This window comes from Brachyspira pilosicoli, from assembly GCF_019402445.1.
GTDB lineage: Bacteria > Spirochaetota > Brachyspiria > Brachyspirales > Brachyspiraceae > Brachyspira > Brachyspira pilosicoli_B.
Window position 1 is genome coordinate 1 of sequence record NZ_SRZM01000353.1, and the last position, 332, is coordinate 332.

General features: G+C 29.8%; 1 protein-coding gene. It reads right to left on the reverse strand.

What is annotated here, in order from left to right:
• Nucleotides 1-332 (reverse strand): ankyrin repeat domain-containing protein (locus tag E6A48_RS10545; protein WP_219710174.1); only part of this gene is annotated, 332 nt, incomplete at both ends.

The following is a 332-nucleotide window of genomic DNA, read 5'->3' on the forward strand; positions in this document are numbered from 1 at the left end:
TCTAAGTTTAAGATTCTCTGCTATATCTAAAGCTGTATCTCCATAGTCATTTTCTATATTTACATCGGCTCCTTTTTCTACTAGAAATTTAACATATGGTTCAGCAAACCTTGATCCTGATGATGCACAAGCCCACATTAAAGAAGTGTATCCTTCATAATCTTGAGCATTAATATCTGCACCTTTTTCTAATAAAACTTCAGCTAATTTTATACGATATTCCTGAAAACTTTTATTATTAAAATTACCTTCACCCATACCAAGATATATAAAAGGAGTATATTCTCGTTTATTTTTTATGTTTACATCAGCACCTTGCTCTATTAAAAAAT